Source organism: Primorskyibacter sp. S187A (assembly GCF_049800955.1).
In the GTDB taxonomy this organism is placed as follows: domain Bacteria; phylum Pseudomonadota; class Alphaproteobacteria; order Rhodobacterales; family Rhodobacteraceae; genus JAKVBH01.
The window spans coordinates 1,772,332-1,788,719 of record NZ_JBNAGA010000001.1; the positions used below are offsets into that span (position 1 = coordinate 1,772,332).

General features: G+C 59.8%; 21 protein-coding genes. 6 read left to right on the forward strand and 15 right to left on the reverse strand.

The features are described from left to right. Positions 1-143 precede the first annotated feature (143 nt). From ACP15S_RS08815 to fabD, 11 genes are all read right to left on the reverse strand, one after another. Positions 144-1,316 carry a phage major capsid protein gene (locus tag ACP15S_RS08815; RefSeq protein ID WP_425039197.1) on the reverse strand — a complete coding sequence of 391 codons (1,173 nt, stop codon included), beginning with the start codon at positions 1,314-1,316 and terminating at the stop codon, positions 144-146. A gap of 27 nt (positions 1,317-1,343) precedes the next feature. Then, entirely contained in the window at positions 1,344-1,886 is a 543-nt protein-coding gene (locus ACP15S_RS08820) for an HK97 family phage prohead protease (protein WP_425039198.1), read from the reverse strand. Between the two features lie 26 nt (positions 1,887-1,912). Continuing rightward, positions 1,913-2,140, reverse strand: coding sequence for a GTA head formation protein, RCAP_rcc01685 family (locus tag ACP15S_RS08825; RefSeq protein WP_425039199.1), 228 nt, complete (start codon positions 2,138-2,140; stop codon positions 1,913-1,915). Then, on the reverse strand, positions 2,133-3,308 hold the full coding sequence (locus ACP15S_RS08830; RefSeq protein ID WP_425039200.1) for a phage portal protein: 1,176 nt from the start codon (positions 3,306-3,308) through the stop codon (positions 2,133-2,135). The genes ACP15S_RS08825 and ACP15S_RS08830 overlap by 8 nt, the downstream gene beginning before the upstream one ends. A 115-nt stretch (positions 3,309-3,423) precedes the next feature. Beyond that, the gene (locus ACP15S_RS08835) at positions 3,424-4,791 is read right to left on the reverse strand and encodes a DNA-packaging protein (RefSeq protein ID WP_425039680.1); all 1,368 of its coding nucleotides are present in this window, start codon (positions 4,789-4,791) and stop codon (positions 3,424-3,426) included. Then, positions 4,715-5,044 carry a hypothetical protein gene (locus ACP15S_RS08840; protein WP_425039201.1) on the reverse strand — a complete coding sequence of 110 codons (330 nt, stop codon included), beginning with the start codon at positions 5,042-5,044 and terminating at the stop codon, positions 4,715-4,717. Before ACP15S_RS08840 ends, ACP15S_RS08835 begins: the two co-directional genes overlap by 77 nt. 337 nt (positions 5,045-5,381) lie before the next feature. Continuing rightward, positions 5,382-6,536 carry an endolytic transglycosylase MltG gene (gene mltG / locus ACP15S_RS08845; protein ID WP_425039202.1) on the reverse strand — a complete coding sequence of 385 codons (1,155 nt, stop codon included), beginning with the start codon at positions 6,534-6,536 and terminating at the stop codon, positions 5,382-5,384. A gap of 6 nt (positions 6,537-6,542) precedes the next feature. Next, on the reverse strand, positions 6,543-7,799 hold the full coding sequence (gene fabF / locus ACP15S_RS08850) for a beta-ketoacyl-ACP synthase II (RefSeq protein WP_425039203.1): 1,257 nt from the start codon (positions 7,797-7,799) through the stop codon (positions 6,543-6,545). A 168-nt stretch (positions 7,800-7,967) separates the two neighbouring features. Continuing rightward, a complete protein-coding gene (locus tag ACP15S_RS08855) occupies positions 7,968-8,201 on the reverse strand; it encodes an acyl carrier protein (protein WP_425039204.1) in 234 nt (77 codons plus the stop codon). Positions 8,202-8,397: 196 nt separating this feature from the next. Beyond that, entirely contained in the window at positions 8,398-9,135 is a 738-nt protein-coding gene (gene fabG, locus ACP15S_RS08860; RefSeq protein ID WP_425039205.1) for a 3-oxoacyl-[acyl-carrier-protein] reductase, read from the reverse strand. A gap of 30 nt (positions 9,136-9,165) precedes the next feature. Then, positions 9,166-10,104 (reverse strand): ACP S-malonyltransferase, encoded by a 939-nt coding sequence (fabD, locus tag ACP15S_RS08865; RefSeq protein ID WP_425039206.1) that lies wholly within the window; start codon positions 10,102-10,104, stop codon positions 9,166-9,168. Between the two features lie 346 nt (positions 10,105-10,450). On the opposite strand from fabD, the gene ACP15S_RS08870 reads away from it, so the two are divergent. Further along, positions 10,451-10,657: a hypothetical protein gene (locus tag ACP15S_RS08870; RefSeq protein WP_425039207.1), complete on the forward strand. Its 207-nt coding sequence runs from the start codon at positions 10,451-10,453 to the stop codon at positions 10,655-10,657. Positions 10,658-10,668: 11 nt separating this feature from the next. Further along, positions 10,669-11,268 carry a hypothetical protein gene (locus ACP15S_RS08875; protein ID WP_425039208.1) on the forward strand — a complete coding sequence of 200 codons (600 nt, stop codon included), beginning with the start codon at positions 10,669-10,671 and terminating at the stop codon, positions 11,266-11,268. Between the two features lie 14 nt (positions 11,269-11,282). Here the strand turns inward: ACP15S_RS08875 and ACP15S_RS08880 are convergent, their stop codons facing one another. The 3 genes from ACP15S_RS08880 to ACP15S_RS08890 all read right to left on the reverse strand — a co-directional run bounded on the left by ACP15S_RS08880 (position 11,283) and on the right by ACP15S_RS08890 (position 12,911). Further along, entirely contained in the window at positions 11,283-11,543 is a 261-nt protein-coding gene (locus ACP15S_RS08880; protein ID WP_425039209.1) for a hypothetical protein, read from the reverse strand. A 151-nt stretch (positions 11,544-11,694) separates the two neighbouring features. Then, positions 11,695-12,234 carry a L,D-transpeptidase gene (locus tag ACP15S_RS08885; protein WP_425039210.1) on the reverse strand — a complete coding sequence of 180 codons (540 nt, stop codon included), beginning with the start codon at positions 12,232-12,234 and terminating at the stop codon, positions 11,695-11,697. 242 nt (positions 12,235-12,476) lie between these two features. Then, entirely contained in the window at positions 12,477-12,911 is a 435-nt protein-coding gene (locus tag ACP15S_RS08890; protein WP_425039211.1) for a hypothetical protein, read from the reverse strand. A 301-nt stretch (positions 12,912-13,212) separates the two neighbouring features. On the opposite strand from ACP15S_RS08890, the gene rpsF reads away from it, so the two are divergent. The 4 genes from rpsF (at position 13,213) to ACP15S_RS08910 (ending at position 14,830) form a co-directional block, all read left to right on the forward strand. Next, positions 13,213-13,566 carry a 30S ribosomal protein S6 gene (gene rpsF, locus ACP15S_RS08895; RefSeq protein ID WP_425039212.1) on the forward strand — a complete coding sequence of 118 codons (354 nt, stop codon included), beginning with the start codon at positions 13,213-13,215 and terminating at the stop codon, positions 13,564-13,566. Between the two features lie 14 nt (positions 13,567-13,580). Beyond that, complete coding sequence (rpsR, locus tag ACP15S_RS08900; protein ID WP_005982441.1) at positions 13,581-13,808, forward strand: 30S ribosomal protein S18; 228 nt, start codon at positions 13,581-13,583, stop codon at positions 13,806-13,808. A 12-nt stretch (positions 13,809-13,820) separates the two neighbouring features. Then, on the forward strand, positions 13,821-14,471 hold the full coding sequence (gene rplI / locus ACP15S_RS08905) for a 50S ribosomal protein L9 (RefSeq protein ID WP_425039213.1): 651 nt from the start codon (positions 13,821-13,823) through the stop codon (positions 14,469-14,471). A gap of 137 nt (positions 14,472-14,608) precedes the next feature. Beyond that, positions 14,609-14,830, forward strand: a complete 222-nt coding sequence (locus ACP15S_RS08910; protein WP_425039214.1) for a hypothetical protein — start codon at positions 14,609-14,611, stop codon at positions 14,828-14,830. 90 nt (positions 14,831-14,920) lie between these two features. Here the strand turns inward: ACP15S_RS08910 and tig are convergent, their stop codons facing one another. After that, positions 14,921-16,252 (reverse strand): trigger factor, encoded by a 1,332-nt coding sequence (gene tig / locus ACP15S_RS08915; RefSeq protein WP_425039681.1) that lies wholly within the window; start codon positions 16,250-16,252, stop codon positions 14,921-14,923. Between the last annotated feature and the right edge of the window lie 136 nt (positions 16,253-16,388).

Below are 16,388 nucleotides of genomic sequence, written 5' to 3' on the forward strand. Positions count from 1 at the left end.
TTTTCACCCCTTCGTTCCGGACGCGCACCCGCGCGGTCATTGCTCGATCGGAGGGGAGCAGCTAGACAACACCCGCGCTGTGAAGAGCGCGCGCCCGGTCCTGCGGCGAGGCTGCGCCCCGCCACAGAAACTGATCACCGCAATCAGGCGGAGAAGCGCAGCAGCTTGATCGCCGCAAAATCGCTGACATCGCCGCCCACGCGCTTGGTGGCGTAGAACAGGACATGCGGCTTTGCGGAGAAAGGATCGCGCAGCACGCGCAGATCAGGACGCTCGGCCACGGTATAGCCCGCTGCGAAATCCCCGAAGGCAATCGAGAAGGACCCCGAGGCAATGTCCGGCATGTCTTCGACGACGAGGACGGGGTAGCCCATGAGGCGCGCAGGCTCGCCTGCTGCCAGACCGTCGGACCACAGGAAGCGGCCATCGGCATCCTTCAGCTTGCGCACGGCACCCGCTGTCTTGGAGTTCATCACGAATGTGCCGTTCGCACGATACTGAGCACCCAGTGCATAGACGAGGTTCACAATGGCATCGCCGGAGCCCAATTCGCCATCGGCACCTGTGTCGATGTAGCCAAGATTGCCCCAGGTCCAGGTCGCATCAGGCGCCACGGGATGGTCAAGAATGCCACGGGGCTTGTCGACACCGTCACCGTTAATGAACGCGTCAGATTCCGCACGGGCGAACTTGTCGGCGATACGGCCCGCGAGCCATGTTTCAATGTCAAAGGCGGAATCGTCGAGCAAACGCTGCGACGCCTTGGGCAGAGCGGACAACTCGTGCAGCGGGATCGTGATGCGATCAATCGTCGGCGTGGCCGTCTCGGCAGTGGGATCCGCTTCATTGGCCCAACCTGCGCCCACATCCGTGGTGTCGATGAGCACATCAAAGGACGTCGCCTCGACATTCACAACACTGGCAATACCGCGCAGCGAGGCAGAAGAGGTCAAAACCGAACGGATCGACTCCGAGGTCTGCGGATCGACAAGGTAGCCGCCATCGGAATTTACCGCCGTGGAAAGCGACTTGCCCTCCATTTCGAGGCCACGCAGGCCATCGTCATCCCCGGAGCGCACATAGGCACCAAACGCCTGTACATGGGGGGCTTCAAAGTCTGTCGCCGCAAGCTGCGGGCGCGCAAAAGTCTGTTTCTGGTCCAGCATGGTCAGTCGCTCTTCCTGTTTTTCAACACGTGATTTCATCTCTTCCGAGAAGCTCTTGAACTCTGCGACAAAGCCCGAAACGGCCTGCCGCATCTCAGAGGCCGGAGACAAAGCCGCCCCACCCCCTGCGTTTGCATGGGTCTGTGTCATCCCATCACTCCTTTGGTTGGCCGCGGGCTAGTGCCCGGCGATCTCTAGACGAAGGCCGTCAAAGACCGCCGCCATCTCGCGCAACTCTTCGTCGAGGGGGGCTTCCCCTTTCCGTTGAGCTCGCGCACTGGGCAGCATCGGGAATGTCACGAGAGAGACTTCCCAAAGCTCCAGTTCCTGAAGGAGCCGAGCTCCTGTGTCCGATTTCTTGGCGCGCCGCGTGCGGTAACCAATGGAGAGGCCATCAATGGCGCCAGCCTCAAGCAAAGCCGCAGCTTCGCGTCCGCGTTCCACAGCATCGAGGATGCGCCCTTTGACAAAGAGGCCCCGCTCATCCTCGCGCACAACATCCCACACGCCGATTGGCTGGGCCGGATCATGCTGCCAGAGCATCTTGACTGCGCGACCGGCCGAATGCAGGGCATCAAGCGAACGCGCGTAGGCCCCTTTCTGGACAATGTCGCCGCCCTGATCCTGCGCACCAAACAGCGACGCGTATCCTTCGATCTCCAACCCGCCGGTGACCTCAAGGTCGCCCTCGAAACTCGCGAATTTTGTTTCCAATTCCATGGGTCTTCCTTTCTTCCCAAAGGCCCCTAAACAGGCACCGTCACCAACAGGCTCTGAAAAGCCTGACCCAAAATGGCAGCAACCACTCCGTAAACGGTGAGCCATAATCGCCGCTCCATGCGTTCCATCAGATCCTCGATCCGATCCAACCGTTGATTGAGCGCTTCGATTTGCAATTCCGAGACCCGTTCATGGGCCTGCAATCGCAACGCGGGGGCGCAATCGAAGGCTTCAAATCCTGCGCGTTCATTCATCAGAAACCTCCGCAGGAAGCCCCAGCATGCGCCGTTTCTCAGCAGTGCTCAGGAACGCGGCATTGGCCACGCGGGACCATTGCGCCTCACGCTCACTTGCCAAGGCGGGCACCTGATCGAGATCCGGCTTGAGCGCGACGCGATCACCGGAAAACGCGCCCAACCAACCGCCCAGGGCAGCACTGACCCGCGCCGCAAGCGGCAACACGGTCAACCGATAAAAGGCCCGGTTTGCTTCGGCGTAATTGGCGTAGGTCGCATCGCCCGGGATCCCCAAAAGCATGGGCGGGACACCAAAGGCCAAAGCGATCTCGCGCGCCGCAGCTTCCTTGGTCTTGTGAAATTCCATGTCCGAGGGCGAAAAGCCCATTGGCTTCCAGTCCAGCCCGCCTTCAAGAAGCATCGGTCGGCCAGCATTGCGCGCGCCCTGATGATTGGTCTCAATCTCGGAGGAGAGCCGGTCATATTGCTCCGGCGTCATCGACGCCCCGTCGCTGCCTTTGTAAACGATTGCACCGGATGGGCGGGCGGCATTGTCCAAAAGCGCCTTGGACCACCGCGACGCAGAATTGTGCACGTCAATGGCTTGAGCGGCAGCCTGTAGCGGCGAGAGCCCATAATGGTCATCCTGCGGATGAAAGCTTTTGATGTGGCAAATGGGAGAAATCTCGCCACTGGCGTCAAAACGATGTTTGCGCCCTGAGACCGTATAATCATAAGCAACAGGCCAGCCATCCCGCCCTGGCACAACAGCCATCCGGTCTGAGCGCAAAACGTGTAATTCGACAGGCGCTGTGCCCCCGGCTCCCACCGCTTCGACATATCCGTTGCCGGTCAAAATGAGCTGACCAAAGAGCGCCTCCAGCAATTCTGCCTGACGCTGCGCCGGATTCGGGCGGCTGAGAATTGACAACAACGGATGCACGTCAAAACGCTCGGTATCATCCTGCAACACCAAAGGAATGGCAGCAGCGGCTTCGGCAATGAGCTTTACAGCACGAAACCCGACCGGATTATTGGCAAAGCCTGTCTTGGTGAGCGACACCGCATCGCGGGGGCTCCAGGCCGCGCGGCCACCTGACGTATAGGCGACAAGTGGCCCTGTGGCGCTGGCCTTGGTCTCAGGCACATGCCCATCCCCCTTACGGCCTCGCAGAAAATCAAACATCGCGCGCTCCTCACTTGATCCCAACCGGGGCACATGGCCCTGCGTCTCGTGAGGGAATATCTGACCAAAGCGTTAAATGCTTAGAACCAGAGCGCGCGCTGCCTGCGCAACGCCGTCAGAGCACGCGCACACGTGGCCCCTGCCCCATACCCTGCGGCTCGATCATCAAAGCCCAGAGCGCCCAGACAAGCGCATCGACCCGGTCAGGGCTGCCCCGGCCCTCAAAGCCAGAGATCGTCATGCGACACATCTGATCTTCCAGCGTGTCAAACGCCCCGACATGACGCACTTTGCCCTGCTCATAGAGTGCAGCCACGGGCTCCGCGCGGGCGGACTTGCCCCGCGACGCCCGCACAGCCCGGTAGCTCACGCCCGGATCAACCTGACGCACCACTTGCTCCACAAGCGCGCCACCCTGATTGACCTCGGCCACCAGCCTGTCAGCCCCATTGGCCTTCATCTTCTCAACCGCGCGCGCCGCCCAAGCAGAGGGCGAGACGCCCTGAACCGTCGCATCTTCGAGGACATAGGCTTTCCACTCGGATGGCGGACCTTTCATGGCCACCCCCGCCACGATGATCCCGCAGGCATCGGATTTGGCGTGGCCCGTCACAGGCGGATCCACAGCCACGACGATCCGGTCAAGTTCCGGTGCTTCAACGACCCTCGCGTCATCCAGCATGGTATGACCCCAAAGCGCGCCGTCGACATCTTCCAGCATCACGCCATCCAATTCCTGACGTCCCAAACGCGTGCCTGCATAGCGCGCACGCACCTCCTCGAGGAAAGAAGCCGGCAGGTAGCTGTTGGCTTCCGTGGGCGCATGGGTCTGAACGGTGGACGGGCTTTCCATCAGACGTTTGAGAACCGCACTTCGGCGCGGCGTGGTCGTCACACAGACGCGCGGGTCCTCACCAAGGCGCAGCGCAAACTGCAGCATGTCCCAGGCCTCTTGCCCGCGCTTCCACTTGGCCAGCTCATCCGCCCAGGCCGCATCAAACTGGGGCCCGCGCAGCGCTTCGGGATCGGAGGCCGAGTAAGCCGTTGCCGCCGCCCCATTGGGCCAGACAAGCCTGCGGCGCGTGCTTTCCCAGCGCGGCATCCGATCTGGCGGCGAACAGGCCAGAATGCCGGAATCGCCAAACACCATGACATCGCGCACCTGCTCATAGGTCTCGCCAATCAACGCCACACGAGACGCAGTACCCGGATCAAGGGGCCGCGATCCCTCAACCATGGAGCGCACCCATTCCGCGCCAGCGCGCGTCTTGCCTGCGCCACGCCCGCCCAGAATAACCCAGCTGCGCCAATCGCCCTGCGGCGGCACCTGATGCTCAAAACCCCAGAACTCAAACAAAAAAGGGAGAGCCATGAGCTCTCCCTCTGTCAGGTCATTCAACCAGGCGTCACGCTTTGCAGCAGGGAGCGATGCGACCCAATCGGCACCCGATCTGCCGTTTGGCCTCAGCGAGGTCGAGGGCATATCCTTTGGGGCCGGTTCCATTTTCACGTTTGAGATAGTCATCCAGTTGTTTCTCCGTTTCCATAGCAGTGCGCATCCAACTGCGCAGCTCGCTCAGTGTTTTGCCTGCCTCTTTGACAGTTTCGACTTCCCCCGACCGGACCTGTTGTCTCAGGTCTTCGAATTGGTCCTTCAGTTCTTTCAGGACGGATCGGATCTGCTCGACATCCTGGTCCAGCGTTTCGCGATCTTGCTCCGGGGTGATAAGGGTCATGCTCGATAGTCCTCTTGTTTGTATGAGGTTGTTTTTGGTGGCCCGACGCTTTTGATGCGCCTTGAGGCCGGTGACCCCGATCGACAGAAACAGGTGGTTCCTCTTGGCGGGAACGCACAAAAAAACGGCCGCCCGGGATGTCCCGGGGGCCGCTTGCCCATTTCTGCTAGCATGCCCTTTTGTGCCCGAAGCAGCGTACAAAGTCAAGAAAATTAGGGTTAAACGCCTGTAAATGCTTACGTTTCTATGAATGAATAAAACGCAAGCCCCCTCAATCAGGCCTCAAAACACCAGATAGGGCGCTTAATCCTTTGGAAAGCACAACGCGCAAGCGCGTCTAATTATTGGCGCGCTCCGCCTCAATCGCGCGCCACCGAGCGACGTTTGCGTTGTGCTCGGCCAGTGTTTCCGCAAAAGCGTGTCCGCCCGTGCCATCGGCCACGAAGAAAATATAGGGCGTCGTATCAGGGTCCAGCGCCGCTTCGATGGAGGCGCGCCCCGGGTTGGCAATGGGTGTCGGGGGCAGACCGTCAATCCGGTAGGTGTTCCAAGGGGTCTCACGATCCAGCTCCGAACGCCGCAGACCACGGCCCAACGTGCCCTGACCGCGCGTGATCCCATAGATCACTGTGGGGTCGGTTTGCAGACGCATGCCGCGGTTCAGACGGTTGATGAAGACCGACGACACTTGCCGACGTTCTTCCGCAACGCCTGTTTCTTTTTCGATAATCGAGGCCAAAATGAGCGCTTCTTCGGGGCTCTCCAAAGGCAGATCGGAAGCGCGGTTTTCCCACGCATCCGCCAGGATACGCTCCTGTGCCCGGGTCATCCGGTCTATAATGCTCTGACGCGTATCCCCCGGACGCACCTCGTAGCTATCAGGCGCGAGTGAGCCTTCCGCAGGCACTTCCGCCACGCTGCCATCCAGAATGTCGAGCGATTGCAATTCTTCCACCACCTGCCAGGAAGTCACACCTTCGGCCAAAGCGACCCTGTAGCGCGTATCGGGACGTTCCTTGACCTGCGCATAAGCCTCCGGAAGCGCATCCTCCGCCGGATTGAACGACGCTTTTTCGACGAAACGACTCGTGGCCGGGTCCAGTTCGCGCACCTGAACCGTCGCGCGGGTCACGCCGATCCGGTAGACCACCTCTGTCCCACAGGTCGACGCGCCCCCGCGCGTCACCTGATCCACAATGGTCTCCATCGAGGCGCCGGGTTCCAGCAAATAGGAGCCCGCTTTCAACTGGTCTGTTTTATCGGCGTAGTCCGCACCCACCCGGAAGAGAAAGCCCGAGGATATCGCACCTTCCCGCTCCAGATCACGCGACACGCGCGAAAAGTTCGACCCACGGTCAACTTGCAGGCAGATGGCCTGCGTCAACGGCCCCTGCCCGGCGTACTGGCCTTGCGCAAAGAGCAAAAGACCACCGGCTAGAAACAGCAGAACCATCCCGAGCGTGAGCGCATTGGATGCGATGTGTCGCCACATGAGGGCTTAAACCTTCTTCAAGAGAACCGATGCGTTGGTGCCGCCAAACCCAAACGAGTTGGAGAGTGCATAGGTGATCCCCCGCTCCCTTTTGGAATTGGGCGCCAGATCCACCTGGGTCTCTACAACGGGCGTATCAAGGTTGATCGTCGGCGGGGCCACCTGATCGCGGATCGCAAGGATCGAGAAGATGGCCTCAATGGCTCCCGCCGCACCCAGCAGGTGGCCTGTGGCGGATTTTGTCGACGACATGGTGACCTTGGAGGACGCATCTCCCATCATGCGCTCAACCGCAGCCAGCTCGATCACATCGGCCATGGTCGAGGTGCCATGGGCATTGATATAGTCGATATCTTCCGGCCCAATGCCAGCTTTCTTGAGGGCCATGCGCATGCAGCGCTCCGCGCCTTCACCGTCTTCCGAGGGGGCCGTAATGTGGTAGGCATCGCCGGACATGCCGTAACCTACAACCTCCGCGTAGATCTTCGCGCCGCGCGCCTTGGCATGTTCGTATTCTTCAAGGACAACAATGCCCGCACCCTCGCCCATGACGAAGCCGTCCCGGTCCGCATCATAAGGGCGCGACGCGGCCTGAGGATTGTCTGCACGCTTTGTCGAGAGCGCTTTGCAGGCATTAAACCCGGCAATGCCAATCTCGGAAATAGCGCTTTCCGCGCCGCCTGCGATCATCACATCGGCATCGTCATCCTTGATGATCCGCGCCGCATCCCCGATGGCATGCGCCCCGGTTGAACAGGCCGTCACGACCGAGTGGTTTGGCCCTTTGAAGCCATATTTGATCGAGATCTGCCCAGAGATGAGGTTAATGAGCGCGCCCGGGATAAAGAACGGCGAGACACGCCGGGGGCCACGATCGCGGATAAGAAGCGCCGTGTCGGCGATGGAATTCAGCCCGCCAATGCCAGAGCCCACCAAGACGCCGGTGCGCTCTAGGGCGTCATCTTCCTCCGGCGTCCAGCCTGAATCCTCAACGGCCTGCATGGCCGCTGCGATCCCGTAGAGGATAAAGTCATCGACCTTGCGCCGTTCTTTTGCAGGCATCCAGTCATCTGCATTGAAGGTGCCATCCGAGCCATCGCCATGAGGCACTTCGCAGGCATAGGTTGTTGCGAGATTGGAGGCGTCAAATCGCGTGATGGGCCCTGCGCCCGATTGACCGTCCAATATACGGCGCCAGCTTTCTTCGACGCCCGACGCCAATGGCGTTACAAGCCCCAGTCCGGTCACAACTACTCTGCGCATGGCCTCGTGCCCCTATCCTTGCGTCTGTGTTGGGGCCTCATATCGCGACTGTGGTCATGGGAGCAAGGCCCCGAGAGCGCCCAAGCCTGTCAATGGCATGTCACCGCCAGAAAAGAAAACGGCGCCCCGTGTTGCGGGACGCCGTCTGAAACAAGTGATCGACTGGGATCAGGAGGCTTCACCGATGAATTTCACCGCGTCGCCGAATGTCTGGATGTTTTCCGCCGCGTCGTCGGGGATTTCGATGCCAAATTCTTCTTCGAATGCCATGACCAGCTCGACTGTGTCGAGGCTGTCAGCACCCAGGTCATCAATGAAGGACGCGCCTTCAACAACTTTGGCTTCATCCACACCGAGGTGTTCTACCACGATTTTCTTCACGCGATCTGCGACGTCGCTCATATCAGCATTCCTTTTTCTTCAGGAGCCGCACAGGCCCTTGTTCATGCTCGTGCCCCGCGGGGGCCAGATTGACGCTCGAGCACATTGACCGTGTCGAGCGGACCCGGCCAGCGCTTGCCGCCCCCGGATTGCCACGGGCCTATAACACACCTCAAGCGGGACGCAAATGGATTCGCCCTGCCCTGAATTGCGACACTTAGAGCATCGCCATCCCGCCATTCACATGCAGCGTTGCACCCGTGACATAGCCCGCCTCCGGGCTCGCCAGATAGAGAACCGCGCCCGCAATCTCCTCCGGCGTGCCCATACGGGCGGCCGGGATCTGTACGTTGATTTTCTCTTTCTGCTCGTCGGTGAGCTTGTCTGTCATGGCCGTCGCGATGAAGCCGGGCGCCACCGCATTCACAGTGATGCCGCGTGAGGCAACCTCATAGGCCAGCGATTTGCCCATGCCGATCATGCCCGCTTTGGACGCCGCGTAATTGGCCTGACCGGGATTGCCCGTCGCGCCAACGATGGAGGAAATGTTCACAATCCGGCCCCAGCGGGCTTTCATCATACCACGCATGACGCCCTTGCAGAGTTTCATGGTGGATTTGAGATTGACGGCCAGAACGTCATCCCATTCCTCATCCGACATGCGCATGAAAAGATTGTCACGGGTGATGCCTGCGTTGTTGACGAGAATGTCAACCGATCCCATCGCCTCGACCGCGCGCTTGGGCAGCTCGGCCACCGCGTCCATGTCAGACAGGTTGCACGGCAACACATGGGCACGCTCGCCCAGATCAGCGGCCAAAGCTTCCAAAGGCGCCTCACGTGTCCCCGAAAGGCCAACCGTTGCGCCCGCGCCATGCAAGGCTTGGGCAATAGCGCCACCAATGCCGCCGGATGCGCCTGTGATCAACGCGGTTTTTCCTGTCAGATCAAACATGTACTTCTCTTTCATTGTTGGACCGCACGATCAGGCCAAGGCCTCTTTCGCGGCGATAACATCTTCTGGCGTCGAGATGGCGCGCGTGCCGAGGCTTCTGTCGATGCGGCGCGCCATACCTGATAGCGCCTTGCCCGCGCCGACTTCCCACAACTCCGTCACACCCGCGCCCGCCATCATGGCCACACTTTCGCGCCAGCGCACGGCGCCGGTGATCTGCTCCACCAAAAGCGCCCGGATCGTTTCGGGATCACTGATGGGCGCAGCGCGGACGTTGGAGACAACAGGCACAGCGGGCTGCACAATTTTGACGGTACCAAGCGCTTCGGCCATGGCTTCAGCCGCAGGCTGCATCAAAGCGCAATGGAATGGTGCGGACACTGGTAGCATGACCGCACGCTTGGCGCCTTTGGCCTTGGCGATCTCGACGGCCCGTTCAACGGCGCTGGTATGCCCTGAAACAACGACCTGCGCCGGATCATTGTCATTGGCCGCGGCACAGACGTCCCCTTCTGCGGCTTCCTCAGCCACAGCGCGCACCGCATCGAGATCCAGACCGAGGATCGCCGCCATAGCACCAACGCCCACTGGCACAGCCGCCTGCATCGCTTCCCCGCGCGCGCGCAAAAGCTTGGCACAATCACCGACGGTAAAGGCACCTGCGGCCGCCAAAGCAGAATACTCGCCCAGCGAATGCCCCGCAACATACGACGCGGCCTCAATGCCCACGCCTTCCGCTTCCAGCGCGCGCACAGCCGCGAGAGAGGTCGCCATCAAGGCAGGCTGTGCGTTTTGCGTGAGCGTCAACTCTTCGGCGTCGCCCTCCCAGATCAGTGCCGAGAGCTTTTCCCCCAGAGCCGCATCGACCTCATCGAAAACAGCCTGCGCCGCGGGATAACTCTGCGCAAGAGCGCGGCCCATTCCAATGGTTTGGGCCCCTTGGCCGGGAAAAACGAATGCTCTGCTCATGGGTCCAACTCTGTCCTTAGCTTCCTGCGCCTTGGATACGCCGCACATGCGCTCTGTGCAACGGGGCAGGAAAAGTCCTTTGGGGATCGCTCGGAAAGTGGTACCCTATAAGGATAGTCAAAGATTTTTTTTACAACCTAAACATTGGAGCTGCGCTATGCATGTTTTTCGCATGTCTGCCCTGCTGCTCTGCGTGCTGACTCAAACGGCCTATGCCCAAAGCAGTGCAGACCTCAGAGGACAAACACTTTCGCCCCGAGATAACGTCGTTTTGTATTCCGCCCCTGATAGCGGCCTGTTTCAACATCAGGTCCCCACTGGTCTGGCCCAACGATCCAACGGATCCGTGACGCTGCATTCTTTGATCCCTGATGGAGGAGACTACGTGGTGGGCGCGCCTATCACGGTACCCTCTTTGCAGGTGATCGGCAGCCGGACGGTTGTGCGCCAGGGCATGATCGAGGAATGGGTCGAAGTGGAGGCCGCCGGTCAGCGCGGCTGGGTCCAATATCAGGCCGGTACCAGTGTCCCCCTTCTCGACCGCGCGAATTGAGGGAGGGAGCCATGACACCGACCCTTGGAATTCCTACAGCGCCTGAGGCAGGGCTGCGCATCCCCGGCGGCGCCTTCAACCATGATCGCGCCCCCGCCGCGAACAATCCGCCCCCCGCACCCGCGCCGACCTTTCAACCTGACGCGCCGGTTGAGGCACCTGTCATCGTCGAAGCGCCAGCCGGTGGTGGATTGGGAGATTTCCTGCTCAACCTGCCAACCGATATTGCCCTCATCATCGTCGCCGCGGGCTGCTTTTTTCTGGGCGTCGTGCTGGCTTGTCTGATGCCGGGAAAGACTGGAACCCAAAAACGCGAAACCGCTGTCTCGGCACCGATGACATTCCTGATCACCGCCGGATTCTGGTTTCCGCTTCTGTCGGGAGAGTTGATCAAGTCCCAGATCGCTCCGATTGACTCGATCCTCGCTTTTTTCATCGATGACAGCGCCCGCGGTCAGATGTTCGCCTTCGGCATCGTCATGTTGTTCGGCTATAATTCGGGGTTGATCTTCACGGCAATCACGCGGATCTTTCACAACCTGCTGCGATACCTGGAAAGCGAGGCGCCAAAACCGCCTGCTGATCCGCCCAAGCCCGCGGGTGCGGGCTGAAGCGCGCGCGCGCTTTAGTCCTGGGACTTGGGCGCGCGGCCGGAAGCAAACATTGTCAGGCCGATGAGCGCGAAGAAGAAGAAAACGCCTACCTTCATGAAGGCCAGATCGCCATCCCAGCTTGCACCGGGCGCAATCCAGAGCCCTGCTGCGGCGAACATCAGGATCACACCCGTGAACCGGCGCGCCAGACGCAGGAGCGTATCCATACCCAGTTCTTCCGCGTGTTTCGGTTCGCGTGTGCTGCGCTCGGAATAATGAGATGTAACGGTCATAGGCCTGCCCTCCTGCGTTCGGTTAACTGTGAAGGTGAGGGGCAATCAGGGCAGGAATGGGGCAGGAATGCGCGCATTGCGAGGAAAGGTTGCGACGTATTAGAGGGCACACCTCAGAGTTGCGTTTCGTGCGCCGCTGCCCCCCGATGGATCAGATCAGGCGCACCTGCGTGCCGATGACAGCCATGTCGTAAAGCTCCGCGATCTGCTCATTATAGAGTCCGATGCACCCGTCTGACGATGGGCGCCCGATCTTGCGCGTGTCATGGGTGCCATGGATCAGATAGGCGGGCCAATCGAGATAGAGGGCATGCGACCCGAGCGGGTTGTCAGGCGCACCGCCCGCAACGGGCTTCCAATCGGGAAATCTCTCGCGCTGAGACGCAGTCGGCGTCCAAGGTGGCGCCACACGTTTGCGTGTGATCTCCGTATATCCCCGTTTTGTCAGCTCATCCGTGCGGGGCACCGACGTCGGGTAGATGTGATACGCCCCATCGGGCCGCCAAAAGTGCAAAGCGCGCGCGGCGGTATCACAGACGATACAGCCCAGACCGATGGCCTCGAAATGATCCGACCAATCCTGCCGCCCGAAGGCCGAAACATTCCGGCGCACACCGTCCAGCGCGAGCGATGGGCTTGCGACGCCTCCAGCAAGGGCTGCTACAAAAATACGGCGCGATATTCGGGTCATGTCACGGTCCTGCCTCGGTTGTTTTGCGCCGATATGGGCTGTGGCCCGCTCACATGAAACAAACGATTGTGTGAAGGCAGGACAGAACCGCCAACGCTGGTCGCGATCTCACGGCCCTTTCGCCAATGAGGCGCAGCATCACTCGTCTCGATCCACAACCCGCACATCCGCGTTCGGCGCGCGGGCCCCGTGTTTCACATCCCAGCGACATTGCCTGACCGTATGGTCAGATGCGACGCGCCTCAGCAGCTCGAACGGGCATCGCCATCGGCATAATCCAGGATCAGGCGCGTGATCGTGTTGCCATTGCCGCAAATAATGACAACGTAATCCGCAAATCCGCGACGCGCAGCCGTCTCAGGGTTCATGCGGGCGATGTCATCCAACCAACGCCGGTTGTTGGGATCGGTGAAAAGCTGCGGGATCCGGGCGCGATTGGCGCGACTTGCGAAAAAGGGATCCAGACTGTCGCCGCCATGGCGGATGCCAAAACGATGCACATTGGCTCTGTCCTGCTGGAAAATCGCAGCACCCGATGTCAGGCGCTTGCCGGATGAATTGTAAAAGTCCTGCGGCCCCAACTCGACATAATATTCGGCGAGGTCCGTATCTGACCAGCTGATGGCAGGCAGACTGGCCATTGCCATGGCAAACAAAAAAGTGGCGAAGGATTTCATGACGCAAAAGGCTCCTTGGTCAAAAGGACGTGCCTTTATCCTTCGTGATCGCGCACCGGTCTGTCAAACAGGATACGCAGCGCAATTGCCGTTCAACACGCGCAAGCCCGGGAGGCAAATACGCCGTCCTCTCAGAGCGCTCATTTCCCCGCTTGCGTTTTGAGTGCACCCACGGTATCCGCACCCATCCTTCCGCGATCATGATTGACCGCGCGGGCTCTCGTGGCTGGGGTGCGGAAGGATTTCGGGAAACCGGGCCCCTGCCTATGAAACGCGCCTTGATAGAAGAACGGAGATACACATGCCGCTCTACGAGCATGTTTTCATTTCGCGTCAGGACCTGTCCACGACGCAAGCTGAAGGCCTCATCGAACATTTTTCCAGCGTTCTGGCAGACAACGACGGCAAAGTCGTTGAGCATGAATACTGGGGCGTCAAAACGATGGCCTATAAGATCAACAAAAACCGCAAAGGCCATTATGCCTTCCTGAAGACCGACGCGCCTGCGCCTGCGGTTCAGGAAATGGAGCGCCTGATGCGCCTGCATGATGATGTCATGCGCATCCTGACGATCAAGGTTGACGAGCATGCCGAGGGCCCCTCGGTACAGATGCAAAAACGTGACGACCGTGAAGGTCGCCGCGAGCGCCGATAAGAGGAGACTGGACCATGGCTGCAAAACCGTTTTTCCGCCGTCGCAAAGTCTGCCCCTTCTCGGGCGACAATGCACCCAAGATCGACTACAAGGACACGCGCCTGCTGCAACGCTACATCTCTGAGCGTGGCAAGATCGTGCCGTCCCGTATCACTGCCGTCTCGGCCAAGAAGCAGCGTGAGCTGGCCCGTGCTATCAAGCGCGCCCGCTTCCTCGCCCTTCTGCCCTACGCCGTGAAGTAAGGAGTAACTGACATGCAAGTGATCCTTCTGGAACGCGTGGCCAAGCTGGGCCAAATGGGTGATGTCGTTGATGTCAAACCCGGCTATGCCCGCAACTTCCTGCTGCGCCAGGGCAAAGCCCTGACAGCAAGCCAAGCCAACATCGATAGCTTCGAGGCCCAGAAAGCGCAGCTGGAAGCGCGCAATCTGGAGACCAAGAAAGAAGCCGAAGACATGGCGTCCCGCCTTGATGGTGAGCAGTTCATCATCATCCGTCAGGCCTCAGACGCAGGTTCGCTCTATGGCTCCGTGACCCCGCGCGACAGCGCCGAGGCCGCTACAGCTGCGGGTTTCTCGGTCGACCGCAAACAGGTGCGCATCGAGTCCCCCATCAAGGAGCTCGGCCTGCACGAAGTGGCCGTCATCCTGCACCCCGAAGTCAGCGCGACGATCAAGCTGAACGTCGCCCGCTCGGAAGAGGAAGCCGCGTTGCAAGCAACCGGCAAATCGATCCAGGAGCTAGCTGCGGAAGAAGAAGCCGCGGCTGAATTCGAGATCGCGGAACTGTTTGACGATATCGGTGCGGCTGCGTCGGATGACGACGACCTCGCCGAGGCCGCCGGTATGGAAACCGAAGACCCCTCCTCGGATGTGGTCGAAGGGACCGAGAACGACGAAGCCTAAGCGCTTTGATCATTGCACGCTCTTGAAGCGCCTCCACCACGGTGGGGGCGCTTTTTTCATTCGCATTTGCTCTATTCATCCCTCGTTAACTTTTTTGCCGGAGGATTGCTTAACAAGTCGTTACCGGAGACACAGACATGCGTCATACGCACCCCGCAGCACATTTTGCCGAGGATGACAGGGTGATCATTTTAGCAAAAGCCGCACAATGCAAAACGCCGTCGTGTCACGACGCCAAGCAATCAGGCTCCCTGCCCTCGATTTTGAAACGCTATTTGAACGAACAATATTCTGACGCACTGGACGAGCACGAACGCGATGCCGCCATTCGCCTCGCCCAAGCGCTTGGCGCGGCTTGATACACCACAGCCCATGACAGGGACGTAAGGCAAAAGAAAAAACCCGCTGCATCGCAGCGGGTTTCTCAAACACTTGTCGTGTGGTGACGCTTATTCGTCTTCCAGCGCTTCCACAGCTTTTTGCAGATCGTCTTTCGTTACGGTTTTTTCCGTCACATCTGCAAGCTCCAGAATGTAGTCGACCACCTTTTCTTCAAACAAAGGCGCGCGCAGCTGCTGCTGCATCTGGGCGTTTTGTTGCACGAATTCAAAGAACTGGCGTTCCTGACCCGGATACTGACGCGCCTGAGCCATCACAGCCTGGGTAAATTCCGCATCAGAGACCTCCACTTCGGCCTTTTGACCGATATCGGCCAGAAGCAGGCCCAGCCGGACACGGCGTTCCGCCAAAGTGTTGTGCTCGTCTGTGGGCTCGATCTCGGGATGATCATGGCCTTCAACGTCCGGGTTTTCTTCGTGCCACAGCTGGTGGGCAATCTGCTTGGCTTCCGCCTCGAGAAGCGACGGCGGCAGATCAAATTTGACCGCTTCATCCAGCTGGTCCAGCAGATCGCGCTTCACAACCGCGCGTGCGGCACCAGAATATTCCGCTTCGAGACGCTCGGAGATCTGGCCTTTCAGACCAGCGAGATCTTCCGCGCCAAACTTCTTGGCGAGCTCGTCGTCAATCTCCGCGGCAACAGGCTCTTTGACCTCTTTGATCGTGCAGGAGAACACCGCATCCTTGCCCGCGAGGTTTTCAGCGCCGTATTCCGCTGGAAACGCCACGTTGACCTCTTTTTCTTCACCAGCCTTCACGCCGACAAGCTGCTCTTCGAAGCCGGGAATGAAGGAATTGGAGCCCAGCACGAGCGGATAATCTTCGGCTGAACCGCCTTCAAATGCCTCTCCGTCGACCTTGCCGACGAAATCCATGACAACCTGATCGCCATCCTTGGCTTTGGAGCCCTTGCGGCGCGCTTTGAAGTCCTGAGCCGTCTCGGCAAGATTGCCCAGAGCCTCTTCAACCTCATCGTCTCCGGCTTTGGCGACCATGCGCTCCACGGAGAGCGCTTTGAGATCAACTTCGGGGATGTCGGGCAGCTTTTCATAGCTCATCTCGACATGGACGTCGTCGCCTTCTTTCCAGTCCTCGTTGGTCATCTTGACCTCGGGCTGAAGCGCGGGCCGATCACCGCTTTCCTCAAAATGCTGGTTCATGGCGCCATCGATGCTTTCCTGCATCGCTTCGCCCATGAGGCGCTGGCCAAACTGCTTCTTGAGCAGCGGCATCGGCACCTTGCCTTTGCGGAAGCCTTTCATCTCAACTTCTGGCTGCGCTTCGGCCAGCTTTTCGTTGACCTTGGCGTCCAGTTCCGCAGCTGTAACCGTGATGGCATAGCCGCGCTTGAGACCTTCATTCAGTGTTTCGGTGACCTGCATGTCGTCCTTATCCATTGCATTGGGGCCGCAGAGGCGTCCGCGGCGGTCAAAATCCGCGCCTGTCTAAGCGGCGACGCCTTCGCGCGCAAGGTGGATTCGGAGCTGTTTGGATCTGTTTTGCTGTAGCGTGTTTGCG